General features: G+C 73.3%; 14 protein-coding genes. 6 read left to right on the top strand and 8 right to left on the bottom strand.

Annotated elements, in window-relative coordinates:
* Window positions 1-6: 6 nt before the first annotated feature.
* Both ACY8FT_RS01880 and miaA read right to left on the bottom strand, forming a co-directional pair.
* Window positions 7-1167, bottom strand: a complete 1161-nt coding sequence (locus ACY8FT_RS01880; RefSeq protein WP_462417250.1) for a GNAT family N-acetyltransferase — start codon at window positions 1165-1167, stop codon at window positions 7-9.
* An 83-nt stretch (window positions 1168-1250) separates the two neighbouring features.
* On the bottom strand, window positions 1251-2234 hold the full coding sequence (gene miaA / locus ACY8FT_RS01875; protein WP_462417249.1) for a tRNA (adenosine(37)-N6)-dimethylallyltransferase MiaA: 984 nt from the start codon (window positions 2232-2234) through the stop codon (window positions 1251-1253).
* Window positions 2235-2266: 32 nt separating this feature from the next.
* Here miaA and ACY8FT_RS01870 point away from each other — a divergent pair, with 32 nt between their 5' ends.
* Together ACY8FT_RS01870 and ppdK are read left to right on the top strand one after the other, a co-directional pair.
* The gene (locus ACY8FT_RS01870; RefSeq protein WP_462417248.1) at window positions 2267-3121 is read left to right on the top strand and encodes a pyruvate, water dikinase regulatory protein; all 855 of its coding nucleotides are present in this window, start codon (window positions 2267-2269) and stop codon (window positions 3119-3121) included.
* A 39-nt stretch (window positions 3122-3160) separates the two neighbouring features.
* Complete coding sequence (ppdK, locus tag ACY8FT_RS01865) at window positions 3161-5830, top strand: pyruvate, phosphate dikinase (RefSeq protein WP_462417247.1); 2670 nt, start codon at window positions 3161-3163, stop codon at window positions 5828-5830.
* A 124-nt stretch (window positions 5831-5954) separates the two neighbouring features.
* On the opposite strand, the gene ACY8FT_RS01860 is transcribed toward ppdK, so the two are convergent.
* The gene (locus ACY8FT_RS01860) at window positions 5955-6263 is read right to left on the bottom strand and encodes a hypothetical protein (protein WP_462417246.1); all 309 of its coding nucleotides are present in this window, start codon (window positions 6261-6263) and stop codon (window positions 5955-5957) included.
* A 161-nt stretch (window positions 6264-6424) separates the two neighbouring features.
* On the bottom strand, window positions 6425-7960 hold the full coding sequence (gene miaB / locus ACY8FT_RS01855) for a tRNA (N6-isopentenyl adenosine(37)-C2)-methylthiotransferase MiaB (RefSeq protein ID WP_462417245.1): 1536 nt from the start codon (window positions 7958-7960) through the stop codon (window positions 6425-6427).
* 122 nt (window positions 7961-8082) lie between these two features.
* On the opposite strand from miaB, the gene ACY8FT_RS01850 reads away from it, so the two are divergent.
* Complete coding sequence (locus tag ACY8FT_RS01850; RefSeq protein WP_462417244.1) at window positions 8083-8475, top strand: antibiotic biosynthesis monooxygenase family protein; 393 nt, start codon at window positions 8083-8085, stop codon at window positions 8473-8475.
* A gap of 68 nt (window positions 8476-8543) precedes the next feature.
* On the top strand, window positions 8544-9008 hold the full coding sequence (locus tag ACY8FT_RS01845) for an SGNH/GDSL hydrolase family protein (protein WP_462417243.1): 465 nt from the start codon (window positions 8544-8546) through the stop codon (window positions 9006-9008).
* 19 nt (window positions 9009-9027) lie between these two features.
* Here the strand turns inward: ACY8FT_RS01845 and ACY8FT_RS01840 are convergent, their stop codons facing one another.
* The 4 genes from ACY8FT_RS01840 to ACY8FT_RS01825 all read right to left on the bottom strand — a co-directional run bounded on the left by ACY8FT_RS01840 (window position 9028) and on the right by ACY8FT_RS01825 (window position 12618).
* Entirely contained in the window at window positions 9028-9795 is a 768-nt protein-coding gene (locus ACY8FT_RS01840) for a regulatory protein RecX (RefSeq protein WP_462417242.1), read from the bottom strand.
* Window positions 9796-9852: 57 nt separating this feature from the next.
* On the bottom strand, window positions 9853-10953 hold the full coding sequence (gene recA / locus ACY8FT_RS01835) for a recombinase RecA (protein WP_462417241.1): 1101 nt from the start codon (window positions 10951-10953) through the stop codon (window positions 9853-9855).
* A 264-nt stretch (window positions 10954-11217) separates the two neighbouring features.
* On the bottom strand, window positions 11218-11451 hold the full coding sequence (locus ACY8FT_RS01830) for a DUF3046 domain-containing protein (RefSeq protein ID WP_462417240.1): 234 nt from the start codon (window positions 11449-11451) through the stop codon (window positions 11218-11220).
* Between the two features lie 243 nt (window positions 11452-11694).
* Entirely contained in the window at window positions 11695-12618 is a 924-nt protein-coding gene (locus ACY8FT_RS01825) for an AEC family transporter (protein ID WP_462417239.1), read from the bottom strand.
* Between the two features lie 89 nt (window positions 12619-12707).
* Here ACY8FT_RS01825 and ACY8FT_RS01820 point away from each other — a divergent pair, with 89 nt between their 5' ends.
* Together ACY8FT_RS01820 and ACY8FT_RS01815 are read left to right on the top strand one after the other, a co-directional pair.
* On the top strand, window positions 12708-17522 hold the full coding sequence (locus tag ACY8FT_RS01820) for an Lhr family helicase (RefSeq protein WP_462417238.1): 4815 nt from the start codon (window positions 12708-12710) through the stop codon (window positions 17520-17522).
* Window positions 17515-18321: a DNA-formamidopyrimidine glycosylase family protein gene (locus ACY8FT_RS01815; RefSeq protein ID WP_462417237.1), complete on the top strand. Its 807-nt coding sequence runs from the start codon at window positions 17515-17517 to the stop codon at window positions 18319-18321. The genes ACY8FT_RS01820 and ACY8FT_RS01815 overlap by 8 nt, the downstream gene beginning before the upstream one ends.
* Window positions 18322-18330: the final 9 nt, after the last annotated feature.

Below are 18330 nucleotides of genomic sequence, written 5' to 3'. Positions count from 1 at the left end.
CGCCCGTCAGGCCAGCTGCTTCTCCCAGATGCCCTCGAGGCTGACGGACCGGTAGCCCAGCGCGTTGTTGATCGCCAGCATGTGCGCGTTCTCCCCGGCGTTCCATGTGTGGATGCGCTCCACCTGCGGCCACTCGGCCACCGCCCGGCGCAGGGCTGCGGTCTTCACGAGCGTGCCCAGCCGGTGGCCACGGTGCTCGGCGGCCACCAGCGTGTCCTCCTGGTATGCGGCGGCCGGGCGACGTCGCGGGGTCTGGAGGTAGCTGTAGGCCACCGCCTGCCCCGACGCGGTGTGGCGCGCCATCGCGAACACCGTCCGGGCCCCGCTCTCGGCACGTCGGTCGTCGTTGGCCCGCACCCGCTCGGGCGTCCACACCTCCTCCTCGCGCCCGGCACCGCCCTGGGGGACGTCGGTGCTCATGCGGCGGTAGAGGTCGCACATGCCCTCCACGTGCTCGGCCGGCGTGCGCCCGGCCCAGGTGACCACCTCGTACCCCTGCGCCAGGGGCCACGCCGCGGCCTCGAGGGCGTCCACCCGCACTATGCCCTGCGCCGGGTCCAGCTGCGAGTGGGTCTCGGTCTGCAGCAGGCGCCACCCGTGACCGAGCGCGAAGGCCGCCGGGCCCTCGCGGCGGTCCAGCACGCCGAACCCGGTGGGGGCCTCCAGGGCGTGCTCCGACCCCGGCTCGGCCGACCGCGCGTGCCCGGTGTACGTGTCGAGCACGCTGCGCCCCTCCGCGCGGGCGACCTCCTCGGCCACCCGGTGCAGCGCGGTACCGATGCCACGACGGCGGTGGTCGGGGTGGACCTCGAGTACCACGTGGGCCCGGTCGGTATTCTCCTGACGGCCCAGGGAGACCAGCACCGACCCCAGCACCCTGACCTCCCCCGAGTCACCGCGGCCGGGCAGCAGGGGCAGGCCGAGCCCTCCCACCTCCACGCCCTCCGGGAGGCGGTCGACGGCCAGCACCAGCCAGCGCCGGTGGGCGACGGTCTCCTGCAGGTTGCGCAGCACGCCGGCGGCGTCGTTGCCGGTCATGTCGTCGTGGCCCAGCAGCTCCTGCCCCAGGAGGGCGTCGAGCTCCACCACCTGCTCGGTGAGGGCGGAGGGCGGAGCGTCCGACGGGGCGACGTCCAGCTGCACGAGGTGGAAGGTCTGCTCGGTCATGCCCCCACCCCACCACCGGCGCGCAGGTCCGCGCCACGCCTTTTCCGTGCCCGCGCCGCCCCGGCCCCGGCTGGGCGGGGCCCTCAGGCTCGTGGGGCGGCGCGCACCACCTCCAGGGCCTGCTCCACCAGGTCGTCGGCGTCGTGCTCCAGCCAGTGGATGCGCGGGTCCGGCCGGTACCAGGCGCGCTGCCGGCGGGCCAGCCGCCGCGTGCCCTGCTGGGTGTCGGCGACCGCCTCGACCCGCGTCATCTCCCCGTCCAGCTGCGCCAGCGCCTGCGAGTACCCGATGGCACGCCGCGCGGTCCGCCCCGGCCCGGCCCGCAGCCCGGCGGCGTCCAGGGCCCGCACCTCCTCGAGCAGGCCGGCCTCCCACATGCGCTCCACCCGCGCGTCGATGCGGGGGTGCAGCACCGCGTCGTCGGCCCGCAGCCCGATGAGCACGGTCGGCACGAGGAACTCGCGCGTGGGCATGGTGGAGCTGAACGGCCGCCCGGTGAGCTCGATGACCTCCAGCGCCCTCACCACCCGGCGCCCGTTGCGCGGCTCGATGCCGGCCGCGGCCGGGGCGTCCCGGCGCTGCAGCTCGGCGTACAGCGCCTCCACCCCCTCGGCCTCCAGCCGCTCCTCTAGGGCGGCGCGCACGGCCGGGTCGGTGGGCGGGATCTCCAGCCGGTCGAGCAGCGCCCGTACGTACAGGCCGGTGCCACCCACCACCACCGGCACCCTCCCCCGGGCCCGGATGCCGGCCATGTCGGCGCGCCCGTCGGCCTGGAAGCGGGCCACCGTCGCCTCCTGGGTCACGTCCAGCACGTCGAGCTGGTGGTGCGGCACGCCGCGCCGCTCGGCCACCGAGAGCTTGGCCGTCCCGATGTCCATGCCCCGGTAGAGCTGCGAGGCGTCGCTGTTGACCACCTCCCCGTCCAGCCGTTCGGCGAGCGCGAGCCCGAGGTCGGACTTGCCGGTGGCGGTCTGCCCCACCACGGCCACCACCGGCACCGGCCCGGCCAGCGGGTGGTCGGCGGAGGTCTGGCCGGCGGGGGCAGGCGGCGAGGTGCGGTGCGACATCGGGCCCATCCTCCCGCACCTACGCTGGGGCCATGAGCACCCAGGCCATCGAGTTCCACGTCGTGGCGGACTCCACCGGCGACACAGCGGCCCGCGTGGCCCGCGCGACGGCCGCGCAGTTCCCGGACATCGACACCCACATCGTGCGACACCCCCGCATCACCACCGAGTCCACGCTGCGCTCGGTGATGGCACGCATCGCCGAGGACGGGGCACCGGTGGTCGTGTACTCCACCATCGTCGACGCCTCCCTGCACGACCTCGTGCACGAGCTGGCCCAGCAGCTGCGCCTGGAGCACGTGGACCTGCTGGGCCCGGCCCTGGGCGCCGTGGAACGGGTGGGCCACCGCCAGGCCGAGCACAAGGTGCGCCCGGTGGGCATCGGTGCGGACTACTTCACCCGCATCGCGGCGATGGAGTACGCCGTCGCCAACGACGACGGCAACCCCGACCAGCGCCTCGACCAGGCCGACATCGTGCTCATCGGCGTATCCCGCTCGGGCAAGACACCGCTGTCGATGTACCTGGGCTACCTCGGCTACAAGACGGCCAACATCCCCCTGGTGAAGGGCATCGAGACGCCCGAGCGCCTGTTCTCCGTGCCGCGCTGGAAGGTGGTCGGGCTGACCATCGACCCCTCCCGGCTGCAGGACATCCGTACGCGTCGCGTGCAGCATCTCGGCGGCCACCAGGGACGCGACGGCTACGCCGACCTCATGAAGATCTACGACGAGCTCGACCACGCGCAGAACGTGTTCCGCAAGGTCGGCTGCCCCACCATCGACACCACGCAGCTGGCTCTCGAGGAATCGGCCGGACGCGTCATCGAACTGGTGGAGGGTCGCCGCGCTACCCTTGCCGGTGATGTGAGGCCCACCACGGGCTGATCTGACCTGACGCGCATAACGTGACCTGGAGGATCCCGCATGACCGGCGGCGCCACGAAGTACACCTACGACCTCTCCGAGGGCGACATTTCGATGAAGCCCCTGCTGGGCGGCAAGGGGGCCAACCTCTCGGAGATGATCAAGCTCGGGGTGCCGGTGCCGGACGGTTTCACCGTGACGACTGCGGCCTGCATCGACACGATGAACAACGGCGGCCAGTGGCCGTCCGAGCTGTGGGGCCAGGTCGAGGACTCCCTCGCCCGCTTCGAGGAGCGTGCCGGCCGTCGCCTCGGTGACGCCGAGAAGCCGCTGCTGGTCTCCGTGCGCTCCGGCGCCGTGATCTCCATGCCCGGCATGATGGACACGATCCTCAACCTGGGCGTCAGCGACGACACCGTGGACTCGCTCGCGCAGGAGTTCGGCGAGCGCTTCGCCTGGGACACCTACCGCCGCTTCATCCAGATGTACGGCGACGTGGTAGAGGGCGTGCCCCACCACGCCTACGAGGACGCCCTGTCCGCCCTGAAGGCCGAGCGCGGCGTCGAGAACGACCCCGAGCTGACCGCCGAGGACCTCAAGGGCCTGGTCGAGACCTTCAAGCAGGTCTCCCGCGACCACATGGGCGAGGAGTTCCCGACCGACCCGAAGGAGCAGCTGAAGCGCGCGGTGAACGCCGTCTTCTCCTCCTGGGACACCCCGCGCGCCGGCGTGTACCGCAAGGCCAACGGCATCCCGGACGACCTGGGCACCGCCGTGAACGTCATGCAGATGGTGTTCGGCAACCGCGGCGAGACCTCCGCCACGGGTGTCTGCTTCACCCGCAACCCCTCCACCGGCGCCCAGGAGCTCTACGGAGAGTTCCTCGTGAACGCGCAGGGCGAGGACGTCGTGGCCGGCATCCGCACCCCCAAGCCGCTGGCCGAGATGGAGCAGGTGCTCCCCGACGCCTACCGCGAGCTCCTCGACACGATGAACCGCCTGGAGGAGCACCACGGCGACATGCAGGACATCGAGTTCACCGTCGAGGACGGCAAGCTCTACCTGCTGCAGACCCGCAACGGCAAGCGCACCGCCCCGGCGGCCTTCAAGATCGCCGTGGACATGGTGAACGAGGGCAAGCTGGACAAGGCCGGCGCGCTGAAGCGCATCGAGCCGGCCCAGCTGGACCAGCTGCTGCACCCGGCGATCGACCCCGACCACGGTGAGAAGCCGGTCACCAAGGGCCTCAACGCCTCCCCCGGTGCGGCCGTCGGCGAGGTCGTGTTCGACGCCGAGACCGCGGCCGAGCGCGGCAAGGCCGGCGACAAGGTCGTGCTGGTGCGCTGGGAGACCACCCCGGACGACATCGCCGGCGTGATCGTCGCCCAGGGCGTGCTGACCGCCCACGGCGGCATGACCTCGCACGCGGCCGTGGTGGCCCGCGGCATGGGCAAGCCCTGCGTCGCCGGTGCCTCCAAGATCAAGATCGACCCCGAGGGCAAGAAGCTCACCATCGGTGACTCGGTGCTGTCCGAGGGCGACATGATCACCCTCGACGGCTCCACCGGCGAGGTCTACGACCGCGCCCTGGAACTGGTGCCGCCGCAGCTGAACGACGACTTCCAGACGATCGTGGGCTGGGCCGACGACATCCGCCGCATGGAGGTGCGCGCGAACGCCGACAACGGCGCCGACGCCGCCAAGGCCCGTGAGTTCGGCGCCCAGGGCATCGGTCTGTGCCGCACCGAGCACATGTTCATGGAGGCCGACCGCCTGCCGGCCGTGCGCAAGATGATCCTGGCCGAGTCCGACGAGGCCCGCACCCAGGCGCTGGCCGAGATCCTGCCGCTGCAGCAGGAGGACTTCGAGGCGATCTTCGACGCGATGACCGGCCTCCCGGTGACCGTGCGCCTGCTCGACCCGCCGATGCACGAGTTCCTGCCGAACCTCGTGGACCAGGCCCTGCTGGTGCAGCGCCTGGAGCTGGAGGGCAAGGGCGACGACGACGCCGAGCTGGCCGAGGCCCGCACCCTGCTGGCGCAGGTCAAGAAGCTCACCGAGCAGAACCCGATGCTCGGTACCCGCGGGGTCCGCCTGGCGCTGGTCTACCCGGAGATCCCGGCGATGCAGACCCGCGCCATCGTGCGCGCCGCCCTGGCCTCCAAGAAGCGCGGCAACGACCCGCACGTGGAGATCATGGTGCCGCTGGTGGCCTTCGCCGAGGAGCTCAAGCGCATGCGGGCGATCATCGAGCAGACGGTCGCCGAGGAGCTCGAGGCCGCCGGCGAGACGCTGGACTTCACGGTCGGCACGATGGTCGAGCTGCCCCGCGCCGCGGTGACCGCCGACCAGATCGCCGAGCACGCCGACTTCTTCAGCTTCGGCACGAACGACCTGACGCAGACCGGCATCGGCATCTCCCGCGACGACGCCGAGGGCGCCTTCCTGGCCCACTACGTGGACGAGGACATCGTCGAGGGCAACCCCTTCGGCTCCATCGACCGCGACGGCGTCGGCGGCCTGGTCGGCCTCGGTGTCGAGCGCGGCCGGTCCACCAAGGCCGACATCAAGCTCGGTGTCTGCGGTGAGCACGGTGGTGACCCGGCCTCCATCGGCCTGTTCGAGGAGCTCGGTCTGAACTACGTCTCCTGCTCCCCCTACCGCGTGCCGATCGCCCGCTTCGCCGCGGCCCGTGCCGTGCAGGACGCCCAGGAGAAGCAGGGCGAGTGAGACCCGGAGCAGCCTGAGCCGCCGCTCCTGAACGCCTGAGGGCGGTCCCGGTTCCCCCGGGCCGCCCTCAGGCGTTCGTCCGTTCCGGGGAGGGGCAGGCTCAGCACCCGCCCCTCCCCTGGCGTCAGGAGGCGATCGCGCCCACCCTCGCTTGGGCCTGGCCGAAGGCAGAACCCGCCGTCACACCGGTGTCGATGATCAGACCACCGGCCCGGGCCCCGATCAGATCGATGGAGCGCACGTCCAGAAGCTCGGCCCCCTCGGGAGTGGCGTCGTCGGGCGCCGCGTCGGCGGGCTGGTCCGAGGGCGCCTCGTGGGGCGCCTCACCGGCGGCCGAGGCCGCGGGGGCGTCCGCCCACGACGGCGTCGCGGTGAGGGTGAGGGGCACACAGGTGAGGGCGGCCATCGGGGCCGCGGGCAGACGGGTACGCACCGTTCGTTGTCCTGTTCTCGCGGGGTCCGGGGGGCGACTCCCCGTTGACGCCGACACTTTCGGCAAAAGGTCACGTCAGGGTGCGACCCCAGGCGACGAGAAGCCGACTCCTCCAGCGGGAACCTGCCCCCCCAGCAGGAAAGCGTGTCCGCCCTGAAAAGTCAGTCCACCTGACAGGGCGCGGCGGTGACGTCCGGCGCCGGGGGCTGGCCGATGCCGGGCATGCCCAGCCCGACGGCCGGCTTCTTCGCGGGCATCCCCTGGGCACGCTCCCATGCGTCACCGCCGGCGGTGCGGCGCACGGAGAAGGTGCCGCCGTCGACCGCGGAGTCGGCGATGAGGTTGTGCGGGGCGCCGTAGGTGACCTCGACGGTGACCATGTCACCCGGGCGCGGGCGGTCGGTCTCGGACAGGTCGGCCGGCAGGGCGAAGTGCACCAGCCGGTTGTCGTCCGCGCGGCCCGACAGGCGCTGCGTCTCGGCGTCCTTGCGCCCCTCGCCGGGGGCCACGAGCACCTCGACGGTGCGCCCCTCCTGCTTGCGGTTCTCCTCCCAGGAGATCCGCTCCTGCAGCTCGATGAGGCGGTCGAAGCGGTTCTGCACGACCTCCTTGGGCACCTGGTCGTCCATCGTGGCCGCCGGGGTGCCCTCGCGGATGGAGTACTGGAAGGTGAACGCGCTGGAGAACCGGCTGGCCTCGACCACGCGCAGCGTCTCGTCGAAGTCCTCCTCGGTCTCCCCCGGGAAGCCGACGATGAGATCGGTGGTGATGGCCGCGTGCGGGATCTGCTCGCGCACCCGGTCGAGGATGCCCAGGAACTTCTTGCTGCGGTAGCTGCGGCGCATGTCCTTGAGCACCTTGTCCGAGCCGGACTGCAGCGGCATGTGGAGGCTCGGCATGACGTTCGGCGTCTCGGCCATGGCGTCGATGACGTCGTCGGTGAAGGCGGCCGGGTGCGGGGAGGTGAAGCGCACCCGCTCCAGCCCCTCGATCTCACCGCAGGCGCGCAGCAGCTTGGAGAAGGCTTGGCGGTCGCCGAACTCGACGCCGTAGGTGTTCACGTTCTGGCCCAGCAGGGTGATCTCGACGACGCCCTGCTCCACCAGCGCGCGCACCTCGGCGAGGATGTCGCCGGGGCGACGGTCCTTCTCCCTGCCGCGCAGGCTGGGGACGATGCAGAAGGTGCAGGTGTTGTTGCAGCCGACGCTGATGGAGACCCAGCCCGAGTAGGCGCTGTCGCGGCGCGTGGGCAGCGTCGAGGGGAAGGTCTCCAGCGACTCCAGGATCTCCACCTGGGCCTCGCGGTTGTGGCGGGCCCGCTCCAGCAGCACCGGCAGCGAGCCGATGTTGTGGGTGCCGAAGACGACGTCCACCCACGGCGCACGCTCCACGATGGTGTCGCGGTCCTTCTGCGCGAGGCAGCCGCCGACGGCGATCTGCAGGTCCGGGTTGCGCAGCTTGGCCTGCCGCAGCTGGCCCAGATTGCCGTAGAGCTTGTTGGCGGCGTTCTCGCGCACCGCGCAGGTGTTGAAGACCACCACGTCGGCGGTCTCCGGGCGGTCACCGGTGTCCAGGGCCTCCAGGTCGGTGTACCCGGCCCCCTCGAGCAGACCCGAGAGACGCTCGGAGTCGTGCACGTTCATCTGGCACCCGTGGGTGCGGACGTCGTAGGTCAGGGGGGTGGAGGTGCTGCTCATGGTGGCGAGGATTCTACGCGCCGCCGGTGACACACCCGGCCCTCGCGGGGGAGCCGTCGGCCACATGTCGCGCCCTGCCCACCGGGTCCCCCGTCCGAGGGCGGCGGTGCCACGATGGGTCCATGAGCGACGTCATCAAGATCAATGCCATCACCGTGCCCGCCGACTCCGGCGACGAGCTGGCCCACCGCTTCGCAAAGCGGGCCGGCGCCGTCGACGGACAGCCCGGCTTCAAGGGCTTCGAGCTGCTGCGCCCCACCGACGACCGCAACGTGTGGCTCGTCGTGACGCGGTGGGAGGACGAGGCCTCCTTCGAGGCGTGGACCTCCGGCCGGGAGTTCCAGAAGGCGCACGGCGAGGGCAGCCGCCCCGAGGGCGAGAGCGGTCAGCCGGGGGCGGGCCAGGGCGACGCGCACTCCGGTGAGGGTGAGCAGCCCCGCCAGAAGCCGGTGGGCATGAGTGCCGAGCTGTGGTCGTTCGACGTAGCCGGCGGCAGCGACGGTCAGCAGTCCTGACGGTCCTGCTCGTCGGCGACAGCCACCTGGCCCGGATCCGTCGGGCGTCGACCGTGGTGGGCCCGTCCGTGCGCAATCTGGCCGTGGGCGGGTCCACCGTGCTCGACCTGCGCGGGCAGCTGGACCGGATCGACTCCCCTCCTCCCCCGGACAGCTCATCGGCACCGGTGGTGCTGTCCGTCGGGACCAACGACGCCGCGAAACGTCGTGGTGTCAGTCTCGAGGACTTCACGGCGGGGCTGGGCGGTGTCCTGACGCGACTCCGCGGCCGACCGGTGGCGTACCTGGCCCCTCCCGGCATCATCGCGTCCCGGCCCGCAGGAGAGCGCTGGACCACCGCACGGGTCAGCGCCTACCGGGACGCGGCACTGACGGTCGTGCGAGAGCACGCGGCCACGGTCATCCGAGCGGACAGGATCGTGCAGCCCCTCGGCGCACGAGCGTTCGCCGACGACGGGTTGCACCTCAGCGGGCTGGGCTACCGCACCCTGCTGCCGCACCTCGCCCCGCGGGTCTGGGCCCGGGTCACCTGACGCCGCTGCGGCGACATTCTCAGTCCCGGGTGTGCTCGGGATCCTGGTCCAGGGCCTCCCGGATGACCGAGTACGCCAGCTCCCCCGAGTAGCCCTTGCGCGCGAGCATCCCGGCCAGTCGGCGCGTCTTCACCTGACGCTCCAGCCCCGACATCGTCCGCAGCTTCTTGGCCACGAGCTCCTCGGCGCGGGCCCGCTCCCCCTCGGCCGTGACCTCGTCGGCCAGCGCCTGCTGGGCCGTCTCGTCATCGATCCCCTTCTTGCGCAGCTCGTGTGCAAGACCCCTGCGCGCCAGTCCACGCCCCTGCTGCTGGGAGCGCACCAGCATGTGCGCGTAGGCCTCGTCGTCGACCAGTCCGACGGCCTCCATGCGGTCGAGGACCTCGGCGGCCACGTCCGGGTCGCAGTTCCGCTGGGCGAGCTTGTCCTCCAGCTGCTTGCGGCTCCGGGGCGCCGCGGTGAGCTGCCGCAGCACGATCTGCCGCGCCACCTCGTGCGGATCCGCGTCGGCGGCCTCCTCGGCCGGGTCCGGCGGTGGCGGGACCTGGTCCCGGTCACGACGGCGGCCGCGTCGACGCCGCGACGCTCCCTCACCCTCGGGCTCGGGCTCACCGCCCCTCACCGCCCCCGGCCGCTCGGCGGGCGCTGCCGAGTCGCTCTCCCCGCCGCCCTGCGGGGGCACCTCCCCGGCGGCGATCCGCCGAAGCTCGTCCATGTCCGGCACGCGGGCCGGACCCCGACGCGGGGTCGACGCGTCGGGGCCCGGGGTCAGGGGGCCGTCACCCATCGGCACGGGTGCTCTCGGGGACGGTGGTGTGCGCTCGGCGCCGGTGGGAGGTCACGATCAGAAGGTGACCTCGACCTCGTCGGGCTGGCCCGCCGCCAGGGCGGCAGCCTCGGCGTCCACGTCCTCCGCCGGAGCGTTCGGGTCCACCCCGATGCCGAGCTTCGCCTTGATCTTGCGGTCCAGCTCCTCGGTGAGGTCCGGGTTGTCCTTCAGGAACTGACGGGCGTTCTCCTTGCCCTGTCCGAGCTGGTCGCCCTCGTAGGTGTACCAGGCACCGGACTTGCGCACGAAGCCGTGCTCCACGCCCATGTCGATGATGCCTCCCTCACGGGAGATACCCTGCCCGTAGAGGATGTCGAACTCGGCCTGCTTGAACGGCGGGGACACCTTGTTCTTGACGATCTTCGCGCGGGTGCGGTTGCCGACCGGCTCCGAACCGTCCTTGAGCGTCTCGATGCGGCGCACGTCGATGCGGACCGACGCGTAGAACTTCAGCGCCTTGCCACCGGTGGTGGTCTCCGGGGAGCCGAACATCACGCCGATCTTCTCGCGCAGCTGGTTGATGAAGATCGCCGTCGTGCCGGTGCTGCTCAGCGCACCGGTGATCTTGCGCAGCGCCTGGCTCATGAGGCGGGCCTGGAGACCCACGTGGGAGTCACCCATCTCGCCCTCGATCTCGGCCCGCGGCACCAACGCGGCCACGGAGTCGACGACGATGATGTCCAGCGCGCCGGAGCGGATCAGCATGTCGGCGATCTCCAGCGCCTGCTCACCGGTGTCCGGCTGGGAGACCAGCAGGTTGTCGACGTCGACGCCCAGCTTCTTGGCGTACTCGGGGTCGAGGGCGTGCTCGGCGTCGATGAACGCGGCGATGCCGCCGTTCTTCTGGGCGTTCGCCACCGCGTGCAGGGCCACGGTCGTCTTGCCGGAGGACTCGGGGCCGTACACCTCGATGACGCGGCCGCGCGGCAGGCCGCCGAGCCCCAGGGCAACGTCCAACGCGATGGATCCGGTCGGGATCGTCGCGATCGGCGGACGCACGTCGTCGCCCAGGCGCATCACGGCTCCCTTGCCGTGCTGCTTCTCGATCTGGGCCATGACGGTGTCCAGGGACCGTGCGCGGTCCGAGGTCGGGTCACTGGTCTTCTTGCCGGCCATGCTCACCACTTCCTTCTCACATCGGGACGGGCGCGCCCACCTTCGACGCAGGCCTCCCGGAGGGCCCCACGGTTGATCCCCGTGGGTCGCCTGCGGGTCTGCGTCAGACGCTAGGTGCCACCACCGACAACCTCCTCGCTCCTCGCATCCGGCTGTGGACGACGGGAGCGGTCACCGGTGTGGACCTGCCGCAGACACTACAGAACACCTGTTCGGCACCACATTTACCTCTGTTCGGCGTGTCGGTCCCTCGCGGCGCCCACCTCAGCGCTCCCCCGGTCGGCGCCCGGGATCCCGTCCCCAGCGCCGCTCCTCCGGCACGTCGAAGTCGTCGCAGACCGCCCGCCAGATCTCGCGCGGCGACACACCGTCGGCCAGCGCCCCGTCCACGGTGCGGTCACCGGGGACCGAGGAGAGCACGTGGTTGCCCCGGATGTGCCCCGCCATGGCGACGCCGAACTCGTCGGCCATGAGCTCGTTCAGCTGACTGATGCGCATGGGGGCAGTCTCACAAACTGGGCACCGACCCCCGCTTCCGCTCGCGGCCGTCTCCCCGACCCAGGCCGAGACCGCGGAGCCCGCCTCGAACGGCTCGATGACCACCCAGGGTGACGAGGAGGGCGCCGACTCCGGCAGCGCCGAGGACACCGCCCCGGGAGCCCGGCTCCTGCCGCAGTCCGAGGGGGCCCGCACCCACGAGATGCGGGCCCTCTCGCGTACCCGGTCGGTGGCCGAGCCGGTTCACCCCAGGAGGGCGACCACGAACAGCACGACCGGGACCGTCAGCAGGGTCGAGGCGAAGACCGCGTCCCGCGCGAGGTCCTGCCGCGTGCGGTAGACGGTCGAGAGCATGAACACGTTCTGCGCGGTCGGCAGAGACGCACCGACGACCGCCGCCAGCACCTCGTCCTGCTCCAGCCCGAGGCCCCGGGCCGCCAGGAGCGCGAGCAGCGGCATGAGCAGCACCTTCAGCGCCACGACCGTCCACAGCTCCCGCGCGTCACCGCCGGAGAAGGGCCTCGGACCCCAGCGCAGGGACATGCCGTAGGCCAGCAGGATGGTGGGAACGGCCATGTCCCCCAGCAGGCCGACCGGCTCCGCGACCACCGGCGGGAGGTCCCACCCGAGCCCCGAGACGAGCACGCCGCTCAGCGACGCCAGGGTCAGCGGGTTGCCGACCACCTGCCAGACCCGGGCGACCGGCCCGGAGGGGCGGACACCGGCGTTCGAGTCCAGCACGGCGAGCGCGAGCGGCTGCAGGAACAGCACCTGGGCGAGGATCACCGGGGTGGCCCACACCGCGTCGCCGAGGACGAACACGGCGATCGGGATGCCGAGGAAGGTCGAGTTCACGTAGCCGGCCGCGTTGGCGACCACCACCGCCTCCCCGACACCGCGATCCCCGGCCGGGCGCCGGGTGAGGGCCACGGCCAGCAGCCCGACGGTGAGCGCCGTGACCGCGGCGATGGGGACCAGCGGGGAGAGCACCTGCTCCAGCGGCGCCCGGGCCACGACGGTGAACAGCAGCAGCGGCGTCGCCACCCGGAAGGCCAGGGTGGTCAGCACCTCCACGGCGCTGATCGGCACGGTCTCGAGGCGCGCCAGCAGCCAGCCGACCAGGACCAGGGCCGTCATCGTCCAGAACCCCAGCAGCACGTCCAGCATCGCCCCAGTGTCGGACCCACCCGGTGGCGAGGAGCCGGCGGGGTCCCGCACGGCGGTGGGTGTCGGTGGTCGGTGGCAGGCTGTGCCCGATGCCAGCCGACGTCCTCGACCGCTTCTCGCCCGCCACCAGCGCGTGGTTCCGGGCGAGCTTCGCCTCGCCCACCGCTGCCCAGACCGGTGCGTGGGACGCGATCAGTCGTGGTGACCACACCGTGGTGGTGGCACCCACCGGCTCCGGCAAGACCCTCTCGGCCTTCCTCTGGTCGCTGGACCAGTTCGTCGCCCGGGAGGGGCACGAGCCACCCCGCGCGCCCTGCAGCGTCATCTACGTCTCCCCGCTGAAGGCCCTCGCGGTCGACGTGGAGCGCAACCTGGCCGCCCCGTTGTCCGGCATCGGCCACGCCGCCGCGCGACTGGGCAGCGAGCCGCCGCAGGTCTCGGTCTCCCTGCGCTCCGGCGACACCCCGGCCGCCGAGCGGCGGCGCTTCGCCTCCCACGGTGCCGACGTCCTCATCACGACCCCGGAGTCGCTCTACCTGCTGCTGACCTCACGGGCCCGCGAGCAGCTCTCCGGGGTGACCACCGTGATCGTCGACGAGGTGCACGCGCTGGCCGGCACCAAGCGGGGCGCCCACCTCGCCCTGTCGCTGGAGCGTCTCGACGCGCTCCTGGAGCGGCCCGCCCAGCGCATCGGCCTGTCGGCGACGGTGCGCCCGGTCGAGGAGGTGGGCCGCTGGCTCGCCGGAGGGCGGCCGGTGACTGTGGTGCAGCCACCGGCCGCCAAGGAGTGGGACCTGGCGGTGCACGCGGACGTCCCGGACCTGTCCGACCTCTCGACCGCGCCGTCGGCCACGCCGGAGGAGCCGGTGGCCGACCCGGCGGCACCCACGCCCCCACCAGCCGGTGCGCAGGTGCCGGACGACCTGGCCCTCCCCGAGCACCTGACGCTCAGCGACCTCGGGGGTGAGGACGACCCCCGTGAGCACGCCAGCGTCTGGCCGCACGTGGAGCAGCGGATCGTCGAGGAGATCGCCGCCCACCGCTCCACGCTCGTGTTCTGCAACTCGCGCCGGTCCGCCGAGCGCCTCACCGCGCGTCTGAACGAGATCTGGGCCGAGCGGCAGGGAACCGCCGTGCCCACCGCCCCCGAGGAGCGGCCTCCCGCCGAGCTCATGGCGCAGGCCGGGGCCTCCACCGGGGCGCCGGCGGTCCTGGCGCGGGCCCACCACGGGTCGGTCAGCAAGGACCACCGGGCCGAGATCGAGGACGCGCTCAAGGCCGGCACCCTGCCCGCGGTGGTGGCGACGAGCTCCCTGGAGCTCGGCATCGACATGGGCGCGGTGGACCTGGTGGTCCAGGTGGAGTCGCCTCCCAGCGTCGCCAGCGGCCTGCAGCGGGTCGGGCGCGCCGGGCACCAGGTGGGGGCGGTCAGCCGTGGCAGCTTCCACGCCCTGCACCGGCAGGACCTGCTGGAGACCACGGTGGTGGTCGAGCAGATGCGGGTCGGTGGCATCGAGGCCCTGCACGTGCCGACCAACCCGCTGGACGTGCTGGCCCAGCAGGTGGTCGCCGCCTGCGCCGTGGACGACTGGTCGGTGCCGGACCTGCACGCGATGGTGCGGCGGGCCGCACCGTGGTCGGGCATCTCCCGGGCCGTGCTCGACTCGGTGCTGGAGATGCTCACCGGGCGCTACCCCTCGGAGGACTTCGCCGACCTGCGCCCACGACTGGTGTGGGACCGCGCCGACGACGTCGTGAGCGCCCGCCCCGGCGCCCAGCGCCTGGCCATCCTCTCCGGCGGCACCATCCCCGACCGCGGCCTGTTCGGGGTCTTCCTGGCCGGGGGCTCCGGCCCGGGGCGCCGGGTCGGGGAGCTCGACGAGGAGATGGTCTACGAGTCCCGCGTCGGGGACGTCTTCACCCTCGGCACCACCTCCTGGCGCATCGAGGACATCACCTACGACCGCGTGCTCGTCTCCCCCGCCCCCGGGCAGCCGGGCAAGCTCCCCTTCTGGCACGGCGACGGGCTGGGGCGCCCGGCCGAGCTCGGCGGGAACGTCGGCGCCTTCGTCCGCGAGCTGGCCTCCGGGCAGGAGGAGGCCACCCGGGAGCGGCTGACCGGCAGCGGGCTGGACGACTGGGCCGTGGACAACCTCGTCGCCCACGTGCAGGCGCAGGAGCAGGCCACCACCACCGTCCCGGACGACCGGACGATCGTCGTGGAGCGCTTCCGCGACGAGCTCGGGGACTGGCGCGTCGTGGTCCACTCCCCCTGGGGCTCCCCGGTCCACGCCCCGTGGGCCCTCGTCCTGGCCGAGCGCCTGCGGGAGCGCTTCGGCGTGGACGTGCAGGCGCTCCACGCCGACGACGGCATCGTCCTGCGGCTGCCCGACCTCGGTGGGTGGGACGCCTGGTCGGTGCCCGACGCCGACCCGACCCCCGGCACGGACGCGGCCCCCAGCGCCCTGGACGCCCGCTCGCTGGACGAGGCGCTCGCCGAGCTGGTGGCGCTGGACCCCGACACCCTCCACGAGGAGGTGACCGCGTTGGTCGGCGGCTCGGCGCTGTTCGCTGCCCGGTTCCGCGAGTGCGCGGCGCGCTCCCTGCTCCTGCCGCGGCGGCGGCCCGACCGCCGTCAGGCGCTGTGGCAGCAGCGGCAGCGGGCCGCCTCGCTGCTGGAGGTGGCCTCCGGGCACCCGGACTTCCCGGTGGTCCTGGAGACGGTCCGCGAGGTGTTGCAGGACGTCTACGACGTGCCCGCCCTGACCCGCCTGATGCGGCAGGTGGCCACCCGCGAGGTGCGGCTCGCCTTCGTCGAGACCCCGACGCCCAGCCCCTTCGCCCAGAACCTGCTCCTCGGCTACGTGGCCCAGTTCCTCTACGAGGGCGACTCGCCCCTGGCCGAGCGACGGGCGGCGGCGCTCGCGCTGGACCCGACCCTGCTGGCCGACCTGCTGGGCCGCTCCGAGGGCACCGCCCTGCGCGACCTGGTGGACCCGCAGGCGGTGGTGGACACCGAGTCCGAGCTGCAGCACACGGCACCCGACCGCCGGGCCCGGGACGCCGAGGACCTCGCGGACCTGCTGCGTGTGCTGGGACCGCTGGACCACGACGAGCTCGTGGCCCGGTGCGTCGAGGACGGCGACCCCGGGGCCTGGCTGGCGGACCTGCAGGAGCAGCGACGCGCAGCGCAGGTGGCCGTCGGGGGTCGGTCCTGCTGGGCCGCCGTGGACGACCTCGCCCGACTGCGCGACGCCCTGGGCACGCCCGTCCCACCGGGGCTGCCACAGGCCGCGATGGTGGTGAGCACCGACCCGCTCGGTGACCTCGTGGTGCGCCACGCCCGGACGCACGGCCCCTTCACGGCGGACGCGCTCGCGGAGCGCCTCGGCCTCGGGCGTGCCGTGGCCGTGGCGGCCCTGCGCGCCCTGGTGGCCGACGGCCGCCTCGTGGAGGGCGCACTGCTGCCCACCGCCCTCGGCGGCCGGGACGCCGACGACGGTGTGGGACCGGACTTCTGCGACGCCCAGGTGCTGCGCCGCATCCGCCGACGCTCCCTGGCTGCGCTGCGGGCCGAGGTCGAGCCGGTGGACGGCGACGACCTGGCCCGCTTCACCCTGCGCTGGCAGGGGCTGGACGCCCCGTCCCGCGGCATCGACGCGGTGGCCCGGGCCCTCGAGCAGCTCACCGGGGCGGTGCTGCCGGCCAGCGCGGTCGAGAGCCTGGTGCTGCCCGCCCGGGTGCGGGACTACGCCCCGGCCCTGCTGGACGAGCTGCTGGCCAGCGGTGAGTTCGTCTGGGCGTCGCACGGGCTGTTGGCCGGGGACGACCTCTGGGTCTCCTTCCACCCCGCCGACCAGGCACCGGCCACCCTGCCCCCACCGGACGAGGCACCGACTCCGGCCGCGGAGCGGGTGCGAACGTTGCTCTCCGGGGGCGGTGCGCAGCGACTGGCCGAGCTGCGGACGGCCCACGAGCAGCAGGCCGTCCCCGACCTGGAGGTGCCGCTCGGCACGGACACCGAGTGGACCGAGGCCGTCTGGGGCCTGGTGGGGTCCGGCCGGGTCACCTGCGACACCTTCGCCCCCGTGCGGGCGCGGCTGGCGGGCGGGCGGACGGCCCAGAAGAGCCGTCCCCGGGCCCGTCGGGCACGGCTCTCCGGGCGGCCGGCCTCGTTGCGGGGCCTGTCCGGGGCGGCGCGCCCGGCGGGGCGCACCACCCCGACCCCGGACGTGCTGGCCGGCCGCTGGTCGCTCCTGCCGGTGGTCGACGAGGACCCGACCCTGCGGACGGTGGCGGCCGCGGAGGTCGCGTTGGACCGGCACGGCGTGGTGACCCGGGGCGCAGTGACCGTGGAGGAGGTCAGCGGCGGCTTCGCGGCGCTCTACAGGGTGCTCGCCGCGGCCGAGGACGCCGGCCGGGTACGGCGCGGCTACTTCGTGGAGTCGCTGGGCGCGGCGCAGTTCGCCACCACCGGGGCCGTGGACCTGCTCCGGGCCGACCGCGAACCCACCCGCGGCGACGACCGCTCCCCAGTGGCCCTGCTGCTCAGCGCGTGCGACCCCGCCGTGGTCCACGGCGCCGCCCTGCCCTGGCCCACGACCACCGGCGGCGGACACCGGCCGGCACGCAAGGCGGGCGCGATGGTCGCTCTCGTCGACGGCGTCCCAGCCGTCTGGTGGGAACGCGGCGGACGGACCGCACTGACCTTCACGACCGACCCCCAGCGGCTCGCCGTGGCGTCCCGGGCCGCAGCCGAGGCCGTCACCTCCCGCCGCATCGCGGGGCTGTCGGTGGAGACCGTCGACGGGGAGCCCGCGCTGCGCAGCGAGTCGCCCCTGCTCACCGCCCTCGAGCAGGCCGGGTTCTCCGCGACACCCAAGGGCTGGCGGCTGCGTGCCTGAGGGCGACACCGTCGGGCGGACGGCGCGTCGGCTGCACCTCGCACTGGCGGGCCGTCCGCTGACGCACTGCGACCTGCGCTGGCCCACGCTCGCGACGGTGGACCTCACCGGTCGCACCACCGTCGAGGTGGTGCCACGCGGCAAGCACCTGCTGCACCGCCTCGACGACGGGTCGACCCTGCACTCCCACCTGCGGATGGAGGGCGCGTGGCGGGTGCGCCCAGCGCCCGTCCCGGACCGGCTGCCTGGCACGACCAGGGCGGTTCTCGCGACGGACGGGCACGTGGCGGTGGGCACCTCGCTGGGCATGCTCGACCTGGTGTGCACAGGGAACGAGCACCGGCTCGTGGGCCACCTCGGACCGGACCTGCTGGGCCCGGACTGGGACACCGAGCAGGTCACCGCCGGCTACGCGGCCCAGGGCGAACGGCCCGTCGGCGAGGTGCTCCTCGACCAGCGGCTGGCCTGCGGCATCGGCACCCTCTACGCCGCCGAGTCGCTCTTCCTGCGGCGCGTGCACCCGTGGAGCCCCGTCGGTGCCCTGCCACCGGAGGTTCTGGCCGCCGTGCTCACCACCGCGCGCTCGGCGCTGGCGGCCAACTGTGCGCGGGCGGTCCAACGCACCACCCCGCCGTCGGTGCCGGAGGACACGTGGGTGCACGGGCGTGCCCGCCGACCGTGCCTGCGCTGCGGGACCCTGATCCGGGTGGACCCGATCGGGGTCGCCCCCACCGACCGGGTCCTCTTCCACTGCCCGGCCTGTCAGGCGGGCCGGGTCCGACGACCGGGCGGGGTGTAGCGCAGACCG

It is taken from the genome of Kytococcus sp. Marseille-QA3725 (genome assembly GCF_054950055.1).
The sequence above is the reverse complement of the archived record's forward strand: the minus strand, read 5'-3'. Positions and strand labels throughout refer to the sequence as shown.